General features: G+C 64.7%; 20 protein-coding genes. 9 read left to right on the forward strand and 11 right to left on the reverse strand.

The window, feature by feature from the left end; all coding sequences use genetic code 11:
- Positions 1–49 precede the first annotated feature (49 nt).
- The 3 genes from QF092_RS10700 to QF092_RS10710 all read right to left on the reverse strand — a co-directional run bounded on the left by QF092_RS10700 (position 50) and on the right by QF092_RS10710 (position 2768).
- On the reverse strand, positions 50–844 hold the full coding sequence (locus QF092_RS10700) for a glutathione S-transferase family protein (protein ID WP_281463892.1): 795 nt from the start codon (positions 842–844) through the stop codon (positions 50–52).
- Between the two features lie 57 nt (positions 845–901).
- On the reverse strand, positions 902–2086 hold the full coding sequence (gene rlmN, locus QF092_RS10705; RefSeq protein WP_281463893.1) for a dual-specificity RNA methyltransferase RlmN: 1185 nt from the start codon (positions 2084–2086) through the stop codon (positions 902–904).
- A 160-nt stretch (positions 2087–2246) separates the two neighbouring features.
- On the reverse strand, positions 2247–2768 hold the full coding sequence (locus tag QF092_RS10710; protein WP_281463894.1) for an invasion associated locus B family protein: 522 nt from the start codon (positions 2766–2768) through the stop codon (positions 2247–2249).
- Positions 2769–2951: 183 nt separating this feature from the next.
- Here QF092_RS10710 and QF092_RS10715 point away from each other — a divergent pair, with 183 nt between their 5' ends.
- Together QF092_RS10715 and QF092_RS10720 are read left to right on the forward strand one after the other, a co-directional pair.
- Entirely contained in the window at positions 2952–3947 is a 996-nt protein-coding gene (locus QF092_RS10715; RefSeq protein WP_281463895.1) for an asparaginase, read from the forward strand.
- Positions 3948–4193: 246 nt separating this feature from the next.
- Positions 4194–4544 carry a DUF2794 domain-containing protein gene (locus tag QF092_RS10720; protein ID WP_281463896.1) on the forward strand — a complete coding sequence of 117 codons (351 nt, stop codon included), beginning with the start codon at positions 4194–4196 and terminating at the stop codon, positions 4542–4544.
- Between the two features lie 6 nt (positions 4545–4550).
- Here the strand turns inward: QF092_RS10720 and QF092_RS10725 are convergent, their stop codons facing one another.
- Positions 4551–4733, reverse strand: a complete 183-nt coding sequence (locus tag QF092_RS10725) for a hypothetical protein (protein ID WP_281463897.1) — start codon at positions 4731–4733, stop codon at positions 4551–4553.
- Positions 4734–4893: 160 nt separating this feature from the next.
- Between QF092_RS10725 and mbfA the strand changes: the two genes are divergently transcribed.
- Together mbfA and QF092_RS10735 are read left to right on the forward strand one after the other, a co-directional pair.
- Complete coding sequence (gene mbfA / locus QF092_RS10730) at positions 4894–5871, forward strand: iron exporter MbfA (protein WP_281463898.1); 978 nt, start codon at positions 4894–4896, stop codon at positions 5869–5871.
- Between the two features lies 1 nt (position 5872).
- A complete protein-coding gene (locus QF092_RS10735) occupies positions 5873–6577 on the forward strand; it encodes a nitroreductase family protein (RefSeq protein ID WP_281463899.1) in 705 nt (234 codons plus the stop codon).
- Between the two features lie 245 nt (positions 6578–6822).
- On the opposite strand, the gene QF092_RS10740 is transcribed toward QF092_RS10735, so the two are convergent.
- The 3 genes from QF092_RS10740 to QF092_RS10750 are packed head-to-tail and all read right to left on the reverse strand — an operon-like array spanning position 6823 to position 9232.
- Complete coding sequence (locus QF092_RS10740; protein ID WP_281463900.1) at positions 6823–7467, reverse strand: HAD family hydrolase; 645 nt, start codon at positions 7465–7467, stop codon at positions 6823–6825.
- A complete protein-coding gene (gene rsmD / locus QF092_RS10745; protein ID WP_281463901.1) occupies positions 7464–8027 on the reverse strand; it encodes a 16S rRNA (guanine(966)-N(2))-methyltransferase RsmD in 564 nt (187 codons plus the stop codon). The genes QF092_RS10740 and rsmD overlap by 4 nt, the downstream gene beginning before the upstream one ends.
- The gene (locus QF092_RS10750; protein WP_281463902.1) at positions 8024–9232 is read right to left on the reverse strand and encodes an NAD(P)/FAD-dependent oxidoreductase; all 1209 of its coding nucleotides are present in this window, start codon (positions 9230–9232) and stop codon (positions 8024–8026) included. Before QF092_RS10750 ends, rsmD begins: the two co-directional genes overlap by 4 nt.
- Before the next feature lie 88 nt (positions 9233–9320).
- On the opposite strand from QF092_RS10750, the gene QF092_RS10755 reads away from it, so the two are divergent.
- Positions 9321–9809 (forward strand): peroxiredoxin, encoded by a 489-nt coding sequence (locus tag QF092_RS10755; protein WP_281463903.1) that lies wholly within the window; start codon positions 9321–9323, stop codon positions 9807–9809.
- A gap of 320 nt (positions 9810–10129) precedes the next feature.
- Positions 10130–11272 carry a lytic murein transglycosylase gene (locus QF092_RS10760; protein WP_281463905.1) on the forward strand — a complete coding sequence of 381 codons (1143 nt, stop codon included), beginning with the start codon at positions 10130–10132 and terminating at the stop codon, positions 11270–11272.
- Positions 11273–11275: 3 nt separating this feature from the next.
- Here the strand turns inward: QF092_RS10760 and QF092_RS10765 are convergent, their stop codons facing one another.
- Both QF092_RS10765 and QF092_RS10770 read right to left on the reverse strand, forming a co-directional pair.
- Entirely contained in the window at positions 11276–11578 is a 303-nt protein-coding gene (locus QF092_RS10765) for a pentapeptide repeat-containing protein (protein WP_281463906.1), read from the reverse strand.
- A 79-nt stretch (positions 11579–11657) separates the two neighbouring features.
- Positions 11658–13319: a Y-family DNA polymerase gene (locus QF092_RS10770; protein ID WP_281463907.1), complete on the reverse strand. Its 1662-nt coding sequence runs from the start codon at positions 13317–13319 to the stop codon at positions 11658–11660.
- 188 nt (positions 13320–13507) lie between these two features.
- Here QF092_RS10770 and QF092_RS10775 point away from each other — a divergent pair, with 188 nt between their 5' ends.
- Positions 13508–13945 (forward strand): c-type cytochrome, encoded by a 438-nt coding sequence (locus QF092_RS10775; protein WP_281463908.1) that lies wholly within the window; start codon positions 13508–13510, stop codon positions 13943–13945.
- A 54-nt stretch (positions 13946–13999) separates the two neighbouring features.
- Here QF092_RS10775 and QF092_RS10780 read toward each other — a convergent pair whose 3' ends face one another.
- The gene (locus tag QF092_RS10780; RefSeq protein WP_281463909.1) at positions 14000–14392 is read right to left on the reverse strand and encodes an I78 family peptidase inhibitor; all 393 of its coding nucleotides are present in this window, start codon (positions 14390–14392) and stop codon (positions 14000–14002) included.
- Positions 14393–14465: 73 nt separating this feature from the next.
- Here QF092_RS10780 and QF092_RS10785 point away from each other — a divergent pair, with 73 nt between their 5' ends.
- Positions 14466–15602 carry an S-(hydroxymethyl)glutathione dehydrogenase/class III alcohol dehydrogenase gene (locus QF092_RS10785; protein ID WP_281463910.1) on the forward strand — a complete coding sequence of 379 codons (1137 nt, stop codon included), beginning with the start codon at positions 14466–14468 and terminating at the stop codon, positions 15600–15602.
- Between the two features lie 2 nt (positions 15603–15604).
- Here the strand turns inward: QF092_RS10785 and QF092_RS10790 are convergent, their stop codons facing one another.
- On the reverse strand, positions 15605–16561 hold the full coding sequence (locus QF092_RS10790; protein WP_281463911.1) for a phosphatase PAP2 family protein: 957 nt from the start codon (positions 16559–16561) through the stop codon (positions 15605–15607).
- 136 nt (positions 16562–16697) lie between these two features.
- Between QF092_RS10790 and QF092_RS10795 the strand changes: the two genes are divergently transcribed.
- Positions 16698–17447 (forward strand): NYN domain-containing protein, encoded by a 750-nt coding sequence (locus QF092_RS10795; protein WP_281463912.1) that lies wholly within the window; start codon positions 16698–16700, stop codon positions 17445–17447.
- Positions 17448–17546: the final 99 nt, after the last annotated feature.

Consider the following 17546-nt stretch of genomic DNA (forward strand, 5'->3'; position numbering starts at 1 on the left):
TTATTCCGAATTCAACCAGATTATTCCACGGCCTCTCTGACGAAGATCGTCAGACCAACCCCAGTTCCGCATCGCTCGCCACCCGGTCGTATTTATCCTTCGGCGGCATGGGCCGTGCGCGCCAATCCGGGTCGAACACGAACGAGGATCGCGCCCGCCCCTCGGGCAGCGCCCCGTTCCCCTTGCCCACAGCATAATCGTAATAAAGCTTCACGATCTCTTCCGCCGTCACCTGCTGCGCCGCCGGATGGGCCAGACAGGCCGCCCGCCACCGCGCCACGCGGGCAAAGGCCGGATCGTCGGGCAGGGCGAAGCCCTCATAGTAATCCAAAAACCAAAACCGCATCATAAGCGGCGTATAAACCGCCTCGGCCCATCCGAACCGGTCGAACAGAAACACCCCGTCCGGGTTGTGATGCCGCAGCATGTCATCCAGCCACGCATATTGGTCCAAAAGCGCCTGCCGCTTTGCCCCCGCCTGCGCCCGGTCGCGGTTCATCACATAAAGATATCCGGCATTCCCGAACGGCCCCTCACGGGTGACAAACAGCCGCTCCACCGCCCGCTCATAGGGGTCCGCCCGTGCCACGGCCACCTCGGGATAGCGCTCTTCGAAATAGCGCATCAGGACAAGGCTTTCCTTCAGGATGCGCCCATCCTCCAACTCCAGCACCGGCAGCGCCGTCGTCCCGCGCGTCTTGGCCAGCAATTCGGGGTCGCGCGGGCGCGTGATGTCCACCACGCGAAACTCCACCGCCTCGCGCAGGCCCTTCAGCGCCAGCAAAATCTCCACCCGTTGCGAAAACGGGCAGACGGGGATGTGGTGAATGATCGGCTTGCCCATGGGTGCCTCCTCAGGCCGGATGGTGGCCCGCATCCTGCGCCGTGTGCAGGGCGCAGATCAACCCGAAAGCCCGGCCTCCGCCGCGATCTCGCGCGCCGATTTCCGCGCCCGTTCCGTGGCCGATTTCAACTGCCCACAGGCTGCCATGATATCCTCGCCGCGCGGGGTGCGGATCGGGCTTGCATAGCCCGCCTTGTAGATGATGTCGGCAAAGGCCTCGATCCGCTCCCAATCCGACCGCTCATAGGGCGCACCGGGCCATTCGTTGAAGGGGATCAGGTTGATCTTCGCCGGGATACCGGCAATCAGCTTCACCAACCGCCGCGCATCCGCATCGCTGTCATTCACGCCCTTTAGCATCACATATTCAAAGGTGATCCGCTCGGAATTCGACAGGCGCGGATACTCCCGCAGCGCATCCAGCAGCGTGGCGATGTTCCACTTCTTGTTCACCGGAACCAGACGGTCCCGCACCTCATCCGTCGTCGCATGGAAGGATACCGCCAGCAGACAGCCGATCTCCTCCGCCGTCCGCGCGATCTCTGGCACGATCCCGCTTGTCGACAGGGTGATCCGCCGCCGCGACAAGGTCAGCCCCTCATTGTCCATCACCACTTTCATGGCATCCCGGACATTCTCGAAATTATAAAGCGGCTCACCCATCCCCATCAGGACGACATTCGACACCAGCCGCGTTTCATCCTTCGGCTCACCGGGTTTCGGCCATTCCCCCAGATCGTCGCGCGCCAGCATCACCTGCCCCACGATCTCGCCCGCTGTCAGGTTCCGCACCAGCTTTTGCGTCCCCGTATGACAGAAGGAACAGGTCAGCGTGCACCCAACCTGCGAGGAAATGCACAAAGTGCCCCGGTTCTCTTCGGGGATATAGACCGTCTCCACCTCATGCCCGCCCGCGATCCGCACCAGATATTTCCGCGTCCCATCGGCCGAGATCTGGCGCGACACCACCTCCGGCACCTCGATCACGAAATGCTCGGCCAAAAGGGCGCGGTAATCCTTGGCAAGGTTCGTCATCGCCGCGAAATCGCGGATGCCAAAGTGATAGACCCATTGCCAGATCTGCCCCAGCCGCATCTTGGCCTGCCGCTCTGGCGTCCCCGCCGCGATCAGCGCATCCCGCAACTGATCCCGGGTCAGGCCGACGATATTCGTCTTCCCCCCCTCCGGCAATTTGCGCGGGATGGTCAGAACGTCCTGCGTGATGGGCGCATTCGCGGTCATGTGTCAAAGGTCCTGAAAGGCCGGGAAGGCGTCCATATAGGGGATTCGCCCGAAAAACGAAAGAGAGCTGCGCCCCCGCCCATCCCCATGCAAAAGGGCCCCAGCAGGGGCCCCCGTCCTGTCACCGCATTGCGGCCCCGTTCCGGCGGGGCGCATGGGGTCATTTGCAGCGTGTCTCGGCTTCCGTCATCGCGGCGGTGAACCCCCGCAGGCTGAACGTGTCCTTGGTCTGCGTGCCGCGATCCGACCGCGCGCTGACCACCGCCGTCGCCCCGGCCTTCATCGCCGCCAAAAGCTGTGCATCCGCCTCGGGCGTTGCGGGCCAGGCCCATTCGCCATCGGTGAACAGGTCATAGGAATTGCCATCCACATCGACCTGAACCGTCGATCCATTGGCAAAGGGATAGCCGCCGGTGAAGGAAATCTCGCCCGGCCGACCGGGCCGGAAGGTCACAAACAGCAGGATATCGCCCCGCCGCACCGAAACGGGCTGGCCGTCGCGTGTGTTCACCGTCTCTTTCGGGACGGTCACACCCCAGCATTCCTTCGGCTCATTTTCGGTAAAGACGTTCCAATCCGACGTCACCGCCACACGGTTGTCGGATTCCTGCGCCATCGTCACAAAGGGCAAAGTCGCCGCGATCAAGGCAGCGCCAGCGACGCGGCCGAACAGGGTGGTCATAGGGTCGGGCCTCCGCATTTGCCTCTCATCCGCCCACCGCCCTCGCTACCCTTCGGATAGACGGGCCTTTTCCTGTGGCGCGGACCTTGCCAACTCGATATCCCCTTCATAACCGATGAAGACCATTGCGCGAAAGCCCCATGGGCAACAATTCGCGCATCTGTGAGCGAAGGAGTCCCGGTCATGCCCAGCCCCCATCCGATGATCGAGCTTTGGCGCGGCGGCCTTCTGGAAAGCACACATACCGGCCATGCCGTGATCTGCGACGAAACCGGCGCCATCGTCGAAAGCTGGGGCGATCCCGGCGCGGTCATCTTCCCCCGTTCCTCCTGCAAGATGATCCAAGCACTTCCGCTTCTGGACTCCGGCGCGGCCGAGGCGCACGGCCTGACCGACCGGCAGGTCGCGCTGTCCTGCGCCTCGCATCAAGGGGCCGCCATCCATACCGAAGCCGTGACGCGCTGGCTTGCCGATCTGGGCCTTTCAGACGCCGATCTGCGCTGCGGCGCGCATGAACCCTATGACACCGCCGAACGGAACCGCCTGATCAAGGCAGATGAAAAGCCCTGCCAATGCCACAACAACTGTTCCGGCAAACATGCAGGCTTCCTCACCCTGAACCGCCACCTGAAAGGGGACGCGGAATATGTCGAAGTCGATCACCCCGTACAGCAGGCCGCAAAGCTGGCCTTCGAAGAGGTAACGGGCGAAACCTCGCCCGGCTTTGGCATCGACGGCTGCTCGGCACCGAATTTCGCCACCTCTGTCCATGGCCTCGCCCGCGCCATGGCCCGCTTCGCCGCTGCCACTGGCACGGGTGACGCGCGCGACCGCGCCATGCACCGCCTGACCCGCGCCATGGGCCAATACCCCGAAATGGTCGCCGGCGAAGGTCGCGCCTGCACCGAACTCATGCGCGCGATGGAAGGCCGCGTGGCCATCAAGACCGGGGCCGAGGCGGTGTTCATCGCCATCATCCCCGAACGCAAGATGGGTATCGCGCTGAAAATCACCGATGGCGGCACCCGCGGTGCCGAAGGGGCGATCACCGCCCTTCTCGCCCGCCTTGGTGTCCTTGATCCGAACCACCCCGCCGCCAAGAAACGCCTCGACGCCGTGCAAAAGAACTGGCGCGGCCGCGAAACGGGCATCCTCCGCGCCGCTCCAAGCTTTCCATGACAGCAAAAAGCCGAAAGGCCCCCGCCGCGCTTCGACGGGGGCCTCCGATTTCGACACACGTTGCGGACCCGGTGCTTGGTGGGGGCTGTGAAACCGACCCCGCCGCGTCGTCTGACCTTGTTTTCACCCCAGAACAGGGCGGAATTCGGATCGGATCAAGGTATCTTCGCGGACTCTTCGCGGCAGGTCCAAGGCCATCCACAGTCAATCGCTTGATTTGCCGCGCCAAGGGGGTAAGCTTTCGCCATGACGGTCAACACGCCGACCCCTTTCCCGATCTCCAGCCGCCTGCCCGAACAGGTCAGCTTTGATCGGCATGAACTGTCGACCATCCTCACCCTTTACGGGCGCATGGTGGCCTTGGGCGAATGGCGCGATTACGGCATCGCCTCGCTGCGTGACCTTGCGGTGTTTTCCGTCTTCCGTCGCACTGCCGAACATCCGCTTTACCGGATCGAAAAGCGCCCGAAACTCCGCGCCCGGCAGGGCATGTATGCCGTCATCGGCATGGACGGGCAGATCCTGCGCCGCGGCCATGATCTGGCCGCCGTCCTCAAGGTGCTGGAAAAGCGCTTGATCCGCCCGATCGACGACTGACGGGCCTCAGCCTTTCGCCCCCGATTTCGTCGCAACCACCACGCCGCCCTCCGACGGCGGCAGGGTCGGACCTTCCGGCCACGTCAGATTGGGCAGATCGAAATAAAACCCCCCGGCCAGCGCGGGGCTGGTCATCATCGGCACCCCGGCCAGCGCGGCGATCAGGGCAAGGGACAGCAAGCGGCTCATTGTGGTCACTCCAAAAGTGAACTGTTTCGTTCACTTTTCCAATATGGCACCCCCAATCCACCCTTCAAGCCCAAACTGAACTAATCTGTTCACATTTTCGACTTGGCATCTGTCCAGCGACGCCCTAAACCTAGAATCATTCTAAATCATCCGGTGCCCCATGATCCCCGGCCTTTCAAACCGCCGTCGCTTTTCCGACCTTTCGGAACAGGAAATCCTCGCCCTCGCCATCTCCTCCGAAGAAGATGACGCCCGCATCTACCGCTCTTATGCCGAACGGCTGCGCGGCGAATTCCCCGCCTCCGCCGCCATCTTCGATGGCATGGCCGCCGAGGAAGACCAGCATCGCCAGCGCCTGATCGACCTGCACCGCAGCCGCTTTGGCGAGGTGATCCCCCTCATCCGCCGCGAACATGTGGCAGGCCATTACGCGCGCAAACCCATCTGGCTGACGGCAAACCTGCCGCTCGACACGATCCGGGGCGAGGCAGCGGCCATGGAACAAGAGGCGCACCGTTTCTACACCCGCGCCGCGCAATCCACACAGGACGCCGCGACCCGCAAACTCTTGGGCGATCTCGCCGCCGCCGAGGCAGGCCATGAACGCAAGGCCGCCGATCTGACGGACAAACACCTGACCGAAGATGCCAAGGCCGAAGAGGATTTCACCGCCCGCCGCCAATTCATCCTCACATGGGTGCAGCCGGGGCTGGCCGGGCTGATGGATGGCTCCGTCTCCACCCTCGCCCCCATCTTTGCCACCGCCTTCGCCACGCAGGACACATGGACAACCTTCCTCGTCGGCACCGCCGCCTCCGTCGGCGCAGGCATCTCGATGGGCTTTACCGAAGCCGCGCATGATGACGGCGTGCTATCGGGGCGCGGCAGCCCATGGAAACGCGGCGTCGCCTCCGGCGTGATGACGACACTGGGCGGGATGGGCCACGCGCTGCCCTATCTCATCCCCGATTTCTGGACGGCGACGATCATCGCCATGATCGTGGTTTTCGTGGAACTCTGGGCCATCGCGTGGATTCAGAACCGCTTCATGGAAACGCCCTTCCTCCGCGCGGCCTTGCAGGTTGTCGTCGGCGGTGCTCTGGTCTTTGCCGCAGGGGCATTGATCGGAGGAGGCTAAGATGTATCGCAAGGGCGAGGTGACCTATCAACCGCTCCCGCTGCCCGACCGCGTGCAAAAACCCGATGACGAGGCGCTTTCCGATGCGCAGGCCTTCCTCGCCTATATGCGCAAACGCCATTCCGTCCGCCACTTCTCCACCCGCCCGGTGCCACAGGCGGTGATCGAAACTTGCATCGCCACCGCAGGCACCGCGCCTTCGGGTGCAAACCACCAGCCGTGGCATTTCGTGGCGGTCTCGGACCCGGCACTCAAGGCCCGCATCCGCGACGGGGCCGAAGAAGAGGAACGCGCCTTCTATTCGGGGGCTGCGGGCGATGAATGGCTCGCCGCCCTCGAACCCATCGGGACCGGGGCGGAAAAACCCCATCTGACCGATGCGCCCTGGCTGATCGTGGTGTTCGCCCAGCGTTACGGGCTGACCCATGACGGCACCCGCTACAAGAATTACTACGTCCCCGAAAGCGTGGGGCTGGCCACGGGCTTCCTGATCGCCGCGCTGCATCATGCGGGGCTGGTCTGTCTAGAACACACGCCCAATCCGATGAAATTCTTGGGCCCCCTGCTGGGCCGCCCCGATCACGAAAAGCCGGTGATGATTCTTCCCGTCGGCTGGCCGTCCGAGGATGCCACCGTGCCGGCCGTGGCAAAACGCAAGAAACCGCTCGACCAAATCCTGACGGTCTTCCCCGAAAGCGGTTCCTGACGCAGGAACCGCGCCGGAATTTGACGCAAATTCCGGTGCCCAAGGTTGCGCGCTATAGGATGGGCAATCCTGCCCATCCCGATTTTTGCGTCAAAAATCGCCGCGAAATCTGCGCCAGATTTCGCCTCCCCGCCCATGTGCGCCCACGCACGCTTAACCATAAATCCAATCGCCACCCTGCCGAAATTTGTATGTACAGTTTGCTGCACAAATCCCGGCACAAAACAGGGCACAGTCTTTGACGGCTAAACCCCCAGAATCCCCGGCAATTCCGCCATATCGTGAAAGAGGATCGCACCCTCCGCAACCAACGCCGGATGCGCCCCCTTGGGCGCATAGCCATAGCAGCGCATCCCCGCCGCCCGGGCCGCCCGCGCCCCTGCCGGACTGTCCTCCACCACCACGCAACCGTCCGGCGGAATCCCCAACCGCCCCGCTGCATGCAGATAAAGGTCCGGCGCAGGCTTCGGCCGCCCCAAGGCCTGCCCCGAATACAGATGCCCCCGGAACCGCTCCACCAGCCCATGCTGGCCCAGCGTGATCTGCATCTTTTCCGGCGTCCCGTTCGACCCCATGGCGTAGGGAATCCCTGCCATATCAAGGGCATCCAGCACAGCCACCACCCCGGGAATCAAGGGCACGGATGCCCGCAACATGGCATACATCCGGTCATAGAAATCGGCGACCCACCCCTCCGGCAGCTGCGCTCCATTGGCCCGCGCCTTGGTCGCCACCGTTTCCACCGTCCCGCCGACATAGCCCGCCTCCAGCGCCTCCAACGTCAGGGGCAGGCCATAGCGCTCCAGATCATCGCGCAGCATCACCAGCGTGGGATGCTCGCTGTCCACCACCACCCCGTCACAGTCAAAGATCACCGCAGCAGGCCTCATGACTCTGGCCTCAACATCGTCACGACCGTGTCGCCATAGGATCTTTGATCAAGCATTTCAAACCCTTGCGGGACGGCTGGCGGCACGCCCTCCTCCCAGACGATCAACGCATCCGGGGCCAGCCACCCCCCCTCGACGCAACTGGCAAGCGCCTTCTCCCCCAGCCCTTTCCCATAAGGCGGGTCCAGAAAAACCAGTGAATACCCTGCCCCTCGGTTCGGCCCCATCCGCGTTGCATCCCGTCGCCAGACATCCGTCACGCCCATCGTCCGCGTCAATTCGATGTTCCGGCGGAGAAGCGCCCTTGCCGCCGTCCCATCATCCACAAAGGCCGCCCGCACCGCCCCGCGCGAGATCGCCTCTAACCCCAAAGCCCCGGTCCCCGCGAAAAGATCAAGCACCCGCGCCCCGGTCACAGGATCGCCATATCCCCCATTTATCAATAGGTTGAAGATTGCCTCCCGCACCCTGTCCGAGGTCGGGCGCAGATGCGCCTTGGCATCCCCATCCCCCACAGGCGCAAGGTGCAACCCGCGGAACTGGCCACCGATGATCCTCATGCCTTCAGCAGCGCCTTCAACTCGGTCGCCGGGTCGGCGATGACTTCGGCCAAGGGTGATTTCCCCATCTCGATTAGCCGCTTGCCCACCATATAGGCGCGGCTGTCATTCATCGCATCCACTGCCAACAGCTCCGCCCCGCGATAATACCAGAAGGACACCGCGCCCCCCTCGCCGGGCCGTGTCACAATCCGGTCATAGCCCGTGTTCAGCCCTGCAATCTGCAACTTGCAATCATATTGATCCGACCAAAACCATGGCCGCGCCGCATAAGGCTTTGCCGCACCACAGATATTTTCCGCCACTGCCTCGGCCATGTCGATGGCGTTGCCCACCGATTCCAACCGAAGCTGCCCCCCCTTCCAAGGGAAGGACGCGCAATCCCCCGCCGCCCAGACATGCGGGGCCGAGGTGCGCCCCTGCTCGTCGCAGGCAATCCCGTTCTCCACCGCAATCCCCGCTGCCTCGGCAAGGCCCGTGGCAGGCACGATCCCCACCCCCGCGATGACGAAATCCGCAGGCAATTCCCGGCCATCGGACAGGCGCACACCCCTCACCCGCCCCTCGCCCAGAATCCGCTCAAGCCCTGTGGATTCAAGGATGTTCACCCCATGCGCCGCATGCAGCGCGCGGAAATAGTCCGACGTTTCCGGGGCAGCCACCCGTTGCAGGATGCGCGGCGCCATCTCCAGAACCGTCACATCCAGCCCCAGCTTCGCGCCCACCGCCGCGGCTTCCAACCCGATATAGCCCCCTCCCACGATCACCAACCGCCGCCCCGCCACGAACTCGGCCCGCATCGCATCCACATCGGCCAGCGTCCGCACCGTGAACACCCCTGCCAGATCGCCCCCAATCGCCGACGGCAGCCGCCGCGGCACCGATCCGGTGGTCAGCACAAGCTCGTCATAGCCAACCGCTTCGCCCCCCACCGTCACCACCTGCGCCACCGGATCAATCCCCGCGACCTTCGCCCCCAGACGCAGTGCAATCCCTTGTTCCGCATAGAATTCCGCCGAACGCAGCCACAGCCGCTCCTCTTCCATCTCCCCCAAGAGATAGGCCTTGGACAACGGCGGCCGCTGATAGGGCGGCGCGGGTTCTTCGCCGATCAGCGTGATCTCCCCCGCAAATCCCAGCGCCCGCAGCTTCGCCGCACAGGCTGCCCCGGCCTGCCCTGCCCCCACGATCACCACATGCGCCATCGCCTGACCTCCCTTTACATCTGGCCGAAGCCCGGGCCGGACCCTATATCCCGCCTCACCTGAAACGCAACGACACGAGGGACGACGCATGACGATTTCCGCAGGCCAGACGCTGCCCGAAGCCACCCTGATCCGTATGGGCGCTAATGGTGCCGAACAGGTCTCCATCTCCGCGCTGACCAAAGGCCGCAAGGTTGTGATCTTCGGGGTCCCCGGCGCCTTCACGCCCACCTGCCATTCGGCCCATGTGCCCAGCTTCATCCGCACGAAAGATGGATTCGCGGCCAAGGGCGTCGAAGACATCATCTGCGTTTCGGTCAACGATCCCTTCGTGATGAAGGCATGGGGCGAAGCGACCGGGGCCAGCGCGGCAGGCCTCTCGCTCCTGGCTGACGCCGATTCCAGCTTCACCAAGGCACTGGGCCTCGCCTTTGACGCCCCCCCGGTCGGCCTTCTCGCCCGGTCCAAGCGTTATGCGCTCTACGCCGAGGATGGCGTGGTCAAAGCGCTCCATCTCGAAGAAAGCCCCGGCACCTGCGAAATTTCGGGTGGTGAGTCGCTGCTCAAGGCGATCTAAGCGGGCAATCTGACAGGCCGCTCTGAGGGGCCGCTCTGACGGAACGGGTGGGGTCCAACCCCACCCTACCCCAGCCCTAAGGGCAGAACCGAACCCGCCCCTTCATCTTGGCCCAAATACGCGCAACCACACCTGACCCATACCCAAAGCGTCGGATTGGGGGCAGCCTGGCAGGATGGTCATCCGGCCCATCACAAACCGGCAGCCGCGCCTGCCGCAGGCGTGCATCCGCCACCCGCTCCAACGCATCGTTCCGGACCATTGTCCGCACCGCAATCGAAAGGCACAATCGCCCGGACTTGCATAGTGTGAGGTGACCCGTGCCCCTTGACCGCCGCACCTTCGGATTGGGCCTCCTTGGCCTTGGCCTTTCGGCCTGCACGCAAAGCCTGCCCGTAGGCGGCAGCAGCGTCCCGCAATCCCTGCCCGCCGACCTGCGCCCCGTGCGCAACGAAGCCTATGACGCTTGGGTCACAGCCTTCCGCGACCGCGCCGCAAGCCGGGGCATCACGCAGCCCACCCTGTCGATGGCCTTCCGCGATACAGGCTTCCTTCCCGGCGTCATCACCCGCGACCGCAACCAGACCGAAACCGCCCGCAGCCTCGAAGATTACCTCTCCATCGCGGTGTCAGATGAACGTGTCGCCAAAGGCCGCGCGGCCTTCGCCCGCAATCGCGGCCTGCTTCTTGACCTGCAATCTCGCTATGGGGTGGAGGCCGAGGTCATCACCGCCATCTGGGGACTCGAAAGCTTTTACGGCGAAAGGCGCGGCGATGTGCCGGTGATCTCCGCCACCTCGACCCTCGCCTTCGATGGCCGCCGCGGCGCCTTCTTCGAACAGCAACTCACCGCAGCCCTGCGTATCCTGCAAAATGGCGATATCCCGCCGTCGCGGATGACAGGCAGTTGGGCCGGGGCCATGGGCCATACCCAATTCATCCCCACCTCCTACCTACAATTCGCCGTCGATCACACAGGCGACGGGCGCCGCGACATCTGGTCGGACGATCCCGCCGACGCGCTCGCCTCCGCCGCCGCCTATCTGCAACGAAACGGCTGGACCCCCGGCCTCCGCTGGGGTGACGAGGTGGGCAGCAACGCCCCTTCCGGCACCGTCATCCAGCCGCAACCCGGTGGCCCGCAATTCGCCACCACCGCCAATTTCCGCGTCATCAAGCGCTATAACAACTCCGATGCCTATGCCATCGGCGTGGGTCATCTGTCAGACCGGATCGCGGGCGCAGGCCCCCTGCGCGGCAGCTTCCCGCCCGATGCCAACGGGCTGACCAAGGCCGACCGCATCGCGCTGCAACAGCGCCTCACCGCGCGCGGCTATGACACTCAAGGGACCGATGGCGTGATCGGCAGGAACACCGAAACCGCCATCCGCGCCTTTCAGGCGGCCCAAGGCCTACCCGTCACCGGCCAGCCCTCGCAGGCCCTTTTGCAAGCACTGCGCTGAAGGTCACCCCCCGACCGACCGCCGCCAAGCCGCCACCATCGCCTCGAACGGCACGCCGTCGATCGTCATGCCCGTCAGACGGCAGTCCTTCAGCACGACACCCGACAGGTCGATATTGGCAAACACCGCGCCGGACAGGGTGGCATCACTCACCCGGCAGCCCGTCATGTCCGCATCGCTGATCTGTGCTCCTGCAAGGGTGACCTGCGTAAAGATCGTCTCTGACAGATTGGTATTGTTGAACCTCGATCCCGACAGATCGGCGTCGTCCACCTCCAAGCGAGTCGTCACATGATGCAGGTCCATGGCGTCCATCTCCCATCCGAGGCCTCTCTTGCACGAGGACAGGTCCATCCCCGCCCGTCAACACGCGGCGTGCCTCCCCTCACTCCCCGCCGTGACAGAACCACCCCCCCGTCACATCGCCGCCATGGGCAAAGAACAGCCACAGCCGCTCGCCCCCTTCCGTCTCCACCCGCCAGTAATCGCGCGGGCCAGACCGCCAGTCGGGATCGTCCAGCCACCATTCCGGCGCGATCCGCTCTGGCCCCACGGCAAAGCGTGTCACCATCTCGCGCCGCCGCCAGCGGAACCGGGCGGGCGGCGTCGGGTCATCCTCCGGCGCCCCCAAAGGTTCGGGCCGGAACAGCACCAAGGGCCGCCGCATCCGCTTCGGCCATTCCCCCGCGAAAGGCGCCGACCATGCCGCCGCCAAAACCTGCGCCCCCTTTTCCGGCACATGGCTGTCGCCCGGATGGAACCGCGTCACCGCCTCGGCCCCCAGCCGCACGCCCAGCTTGCCCAGCAGATCGTCCAGCCCCCCATCCTGTGGCGGCACCCCTCCGCCCCCGGAAACCGACGGGCTGCGATGCTGCATCGGGGCCAACCGCTCCACCGCCACCGCCTCCAGCCGGATCACGTCGAAACCGAACCCCGCCTCCAGATCGGGCAGCTTCATCGCCAGAAGGGGCCTTATGCGATCTTCCCGGTCCGAGGCGCGGGCCAACCCCACCTCGGCCACCTGCACCGCGCCATCCGTCCGCATCGCCTCCAGCCGCACGCGCCGCGCGCCATGGCCCTGCCGCTTCAGCCGCGCGCAAAGGACCGGCAGCAGCCGGTCCACCGCCGCCTCCACATCCGCCAGCAACCCGATGGGTTCCGGCAGGCTGATACGCGCCGCGAAATGCAAAGGTGCCCCCGCCGGCGTCACCGGTTCCGGCTCCAACCCCAGCGCCTGATCCAGCCGCCGCAACACCGCCGCCCCGAACCGCCGCGCCAGCGCCGCGCGCGGCAGCACGGCGATATCCTCCACCCGGCGCAGGCCCAGCCGCACCAGCCCCTCCACCGCCTCCGCCTCCAGCCGCAGCGCCGCCACTGGCAAGGGGCCCATCGCCTGCCGCATCTTCCCCTCGGGCGCGATCACCCCGCGCGGGCCCACCGCCCCGGCCCCCGCCACAGGCAGCGCACCCCCCTTTTCCCATCCCCGCCGCTTGGCCGCTTTCGAGCGCGTCGCATGCGCCTCTTGCTCTATCGCATCGCCGCTGCGCAGCACGGCCACCCCCGCCCCCGCATGGCGCGACAGCGCCCAAGCCGCGCCCACCGTATCGGCAATCGCCGCCCGCAGCGTCAGCCCCATCTCGGCGCAATCCTCCTCCACCTGCGCCAAAAGCGCGGCCTCGCCGCCAAAAAGATGCGCGCACCCCGTCAGATCGACGACCAGCCCACCGGGCGGCTCTTCTGCAACCCAAGGCGAAAACTTCCCCGCCCAGCGCCGCAGTCGCATCAGGAAAGCCGCCTCTGCCGCAGGATCGGCGGGCACCGTCGCAAGCTCGGGGCACATCGCCGTGGCATCGCGCAGCGGCTGGCCAAGACCTACCCCCGCCGCCTCAGCCGCCGCCGAAACCGATACGATCACCTGCGCCCCGTTACGATCCGCCACCACCGCAAGCGGCCCGGCAAGACCCGCCACCCCCGCCCGCGCGCGGCGCAGGGCGCGCTCTGCCCCCAATCGTGGAAACCACAGCGAAAGAATGCGCCGCTGTCCCATCCCGTCTCAGGTCCCTGCAAATGTTCACTCTTTGTTCGAATATCGCAGCCCCAAGGCAGGAGTCCAGCCGCAAGCCCCAACTTTCCGTGATCTGGGGGAAATCCCCCAGTCTCCGAGTGACAACGTCACTTTCGCGACTCAATCTCACGTCTATAGTGATCCAACATTTCCAACAGGGAGCCAGAACAATGAAACTTTCCACCAAGGTGCTCGTCCTTGGCTTTACGATGATGGCCGGTGTCGCCATCGCCGCCGAAGCCACCGACCCCACCGTGAAGGCCCGTCAGGAACTGATGGACACGATCGCCATGAACACGGGCATCCTCGGCAAGATGGCTGGTGGTGAGAATCCCTTCGACGCCGCCGCCGCCGAAGGGGCCAAGGCCGCCATCGTCGCCGCCTCGGCCGAAATCGCGGCCAAGTTCGAACCGCAGGCTTCCGACCCCAAATCCACCTCGAAAGAGGATATCTGGGCCAACTGGGATGATTTCGTGAAGAAGGGCGACGCGCTGAATGCCGCCGCCGCGGCGATGGACACCACCACGCTGGAAGGCGTGCAGGCGGGCATGGGCGGCGTCGGCGGGGCCTGCAAGGACTGCCACACCACCTATCGCATCCCGTCCTGATCCAGCATCAGACACGGCGCAGGGCCCCCGCCACCGGCGGGGGCCTTCGCGTTTTCACCCGCAGGTCACGCGCGCAATCAGCCCGGCGCGGTCCACATCGAAATTCAACCGCTCTGGGTTGTAATCCATCGTCACCGCCATGTCGGGATAGATCACCCGCACCGGCTTGTTGAACTGCGCAGTGTTCAGCTCGCGCGCAGGCGTCCCGACCAGATCCTGCACATCCAGCGCCCCGCATTGATTCACCGGCTCCACGGCCACATCGGCCCCAGCTGGAACGCAGCCCGACACCCCCAGAACCACCATCATCGCCACTCCCGCCGCAGACGTCCTCAGCATCGCCCTGCCCCCTTCACCCCGCTCCACTCCCAGCCTCACCCGCCCGATGGCCGCAGACAAGCCGCCCTGCCGCAAACCGGCAAGGATCAGCCGTTTCGGCGATTGCATTCCCCGCCCGTTTCGCCCAGCCTGCCCCGCAAGGGCAGGGCCAAGACCCGCCAAAGCAGAATGGGAGGATAAGATGCGTACCCGCGCCGCCGTCGCCGTTGCCGCAGGCCAGCCGTTGCAAATCATGGAGGTCAACCTTGATGACCCCAAGGAAGGCGAGGTTCTGATCGAGATCAAGGCCACCGGCATCTGCCACACCGACGAATTCACCCTGTCGGGTGCCGATCCGGAAGGCATCTTCCCCTCCATCCTCGGCCATGAAGGCGCGGGCGTGGTGGTCAAATGCGGCCCCGGTGTCAAAACGCTTAAACCCGGCGATCACGTGATCCCGCTTTATACCCCCGAATGCCGCGAATGCCCGTCCTGCCTGTCGCGCAAGACGAACCTCTGCACCGCCATCCGCGCGACCCAAGGGCAGGGCCTCATGCCCGACGGCACCACCCGCTTTTCCATGCTGGATGGCACGCCCATCTATCACTACATGGGCTGCTCCACCTTCGCCCAGCACACCGTGCTGCCCGAAATCGCGCTGGCCAAGGTGCGCGACGACGCCCCCTTCGACAAGATCTGCTACATCGGCTGCGGCGTCACCACCGGCGTGGGCGCCGTGCTGAACACCGCCAATGTCGAAGCCGGGGCCAAGGCGGTGGTCTTCGGTCTGGGCGGCATCGGTCTGAACGTCATTCAAGGCCTGAAACTGGCCGGTGCCGACATGATCATCGGCGTCGACATCAATGACGACAAGGAAGAATGGGGCGAACGCTTCGGCATGACCCATTTCGTCAATCCCAAGAATCTGCCCGAAGGCATGTCGGTCGTCCAAGCCATCGTCGATCTGACCAAGACCCCTTTCGACAAGATCGGCGGGGCCGATTACTCCTTTGATTGCACCGGCAACGTAAAGGTCATGCGCGACGCGCTGGAATGCACCCATCGCGGCTGGGGCCAATCGATCATCATCGGCGTGGCCCCGGCAGGCGCGGTGATCGAAACCCGCCCCTTCCAACTGGTCACGGGCCGCGTCTGGAAAGGCACCGCTTTCGGTGGCGCACGCGGGCGCACCGATGTCCCCAAGATCGTCGACTGGTACATGGACGGCAAGATCGAGATCGACCCCATGATCACCCATGTCCTGCCGCTGGAACGCATCAACGAAGGCTTCGACCTGATGCACGAAGGCAAGTCGATCCGCGCGGTCGTGGTGTTCTGACCTTAGCCCCGCGCGTCGCGGTCCGGCAGGAACCGGGCCGCAAGCGCGGCCAGCACGGCAAACAGCAGGACCGCAGCGATCAGGTCCGAAAGGTGATGCCCGCCATGGCCAAGCGTGGCGGGAATCATCAGCCCGCTAATGATCACCATGGCCGGAAACACCGCCGTCCCCCGCGCATACCACAGCCCCATGCAGGCCATAAACATGTGGAAGGACGGGAAAGCCACCACGCCAATCACAAGATCGGGCCGGATCACCGGCATGCCCTCCGCCGCATAGCGCATCAACAGGGCCGCGTAATCGGCATCTACGATCAGCGCGATCCGCTCCGCTCCAGCCGGAATGGCGTGATAAGGCGACGGTCCGACCGAAGGCAACACATGCCAGACGCCGACCGTAATCGCCATTCCCACCACGCCCACCCACAAGAACCGATGCAGCGCCTGCTCTCGCTCTTGTGCGGCAAGAACCGCGATCACCACCACAAGCTGCGGGATAGCCGCCGCATAGACCCAAGCCAGCACATAGCCAAAGGCTGGCCAAGCCATCAAAAGCGTCACGAATTCCGCCCAGTCATAGCCCAGTGCCGCATCCACCGCGATGAGCTTCTGGTCGATTGTCGGATGCTCAAAGGGGAAAAGCTGCAACACGAAAATCGCCACCACCGCCGTGAATGCCGAAAAGATGCCAAAGCACACGGCAAAGGACGCCATTCGCGGCATCGGGCGGCGCAGCCTGAGGAAGGCCCCCAAACCCACCAAGGTCAGCGTCGCCGCAATCGGCGGGGCAAAAGCAATCCAATCCACCCGTCCCGGCAACAGAATATCGCGCAGGATCGTCACCACCAGAACCGCGAGAATGACGGCCAGCAACCCGATTTCGGCCGGGAACAGCCCGAAATTGCTGCCCTTAGCGCCCGCCTTTCCGGCAAATTCCGCCTGCCCTGCCAAGGATTGCATTGCCCACCTCCATTTGGTCGCGGCTTCCCTGCCACGCCGCTGTGACGGAAATTAGGCGCAGCGATGCCCGGATGGGGGCCTTTGCGCTTTCACAGATCGCGCTTTTGGCGCAAGACTCGTCCGTAGAGGAGAAACCATGCCCGACCCCCGCGCCCCCCGACTCTGCGTCCTGATTGACGCCGATAACGTCCCCTCCGGCTATGCCGAGGCCATCTTCGAAGAGATCGCTTCGCTGGGCGAGGCCTCCGTCCGCCGCATCTATGGCGACTGGTCTGCACAACGCCTTGCAGGCTGGGCCAAAAAGGTGGCGGCCTTGGGCCTTGTCGCCGATCAGCAATTTTCCAACACCAAGGGCAAGAACGCCTCTGACATCGGCCTTGTCATCGCGGCGATGGATTTTTTGCATTCCGGCCTGTTCGATGGCTTCGTTCTGGTCTCCTCAGACAGCGATTTCACCCGCCTTGCTGCGCGCATCCGCGAACAGGGCCTTGATGTCTACGGTATCGGCGAGAAGAAAACGCCCGAAGCCTTTCGCATGGCCTGCAAACGCTTCATCTATGTTGAAAACCTCGGTGCGGATGACCATGCCGAACCCGCCCCGGCCAAGGGCACCCCCAAGTCCGAAACGCCCGACGCGCCGAAACCCGGCACGAAAGAGGCCCCCGCCAAGGCCATCCCCTTCATCATCGCCGCCATGCGCGCCATCGACCCGGATGGCGAATGGTATTCGCTTGGCCAGATCGGCCAGTTCATCACCCAAGGCAATCCCGACTTCGACACCCGCACCTATGGCAGCGCGAAACTCTCTGACCTTGTGCGCAAGATCAGCCGGTTTGAGGTGCGCCCCGGCCCCGGCGGGCAGCTTCAGATGCGCGACGTGGCCTGACACGGCACTAGCCCCCCTTGCGCCGGCCCGGTGAAGCGGGTATCGCCCGCGCCTTCTGCCGGCCTCGCAGGCTTCGGTCTCGCAATCATTGAGAAACCC

Source organism: Fuscovulum ytuae, from assembly GCF_029953595.1.
Taxonomy (GTDB): Bacteria; Pseudomonadota; Alphaproteobacteria; order Rhodobacterales; family Rhodobacteraceae; genus Paragemmobacter; species Paragemmobacter ytuae.